At 21.6% G+C, this 705-nt stretch carries 1 protein-coding gene; it reads left to right on the top strand.

All coding sequences use genetic code 4. The annotated features are described in order from the left end of the window. A partial coding sequence (locus N9R85_RS03885; RefSeq protein ID WP_262858666.1) for a hypothetical protein occupies window positions 1-662 on the top strand: 662 nt, incomplete at its 5' end. Between the last annotated feature and the right edge of the window lie 43 nt (window positions 663-705).

The raw sequence follows: 705 nt of genomic DNA, 5'->3' as shown, positions 1-705 counted from the left end.
ATGAGACATATACTTCAAATGATACTAATAAAATAACAAATGAATCTAGATCTAAAATAATTCAAAACATTATAAAAAAGTATTATTTTATTGATAATAATACTAAACTTTATCTTTTATCAGATGGAGCAGTGTATTTTAAAAAATTAGCAAAAATGTTAGGTGCAGAGCATGTTTATGACTATTTTCACTTTTGTAAAAGATTTTTAGAAATATTTAAAAATAAAATATTTGTATTTGTAGATAAAAAAACTAAACAAGTTTTGAATAATTCCGAAGCTAAAAAATGATTATTCGAATCTTTAAAAACTCCTAGAATTTTTTTAGATAAATTAAAACATTTGACTAACTCACCTTTGGTTACTGAAACTGCTAAAAAGTCTATTAAGACTTTTGTGCATTTTATGCGTAAAAATTGTAAAACTTTTAAATTTCATATTCACAATTACACTGCACAAGCAGAATCATCAGTTTCTTTATTTAAATCCATATATAGAAAAAGATATTCAATATTTTCATTTGAAACAATAATCAATTTAATTAAAATAAACCAAAATAAAAAGTTTAATTTTATTGATTTTAAAACTGAATATACCAATTTAGACGAAATAGAATTTGAACCTATCATTTGAACAAATAATCAAAATTATCATTGAATCTAAAAAACGCGTTTTAAGACGTCCTAAAATGGTCCAATGAATAATA

This window comes from Mycoplasma sp. CSL7503-lung, assembly GCF_025515455.1.
GTDB lineage: Bacteria > Bacillota_I > Bacilli_A > Mycoplasmatales > Metamycoplasmataceae > Mycoplasmopsis.
This window is presented reverse-complemented; position numbering and strand designations above follow the sequence as displayed.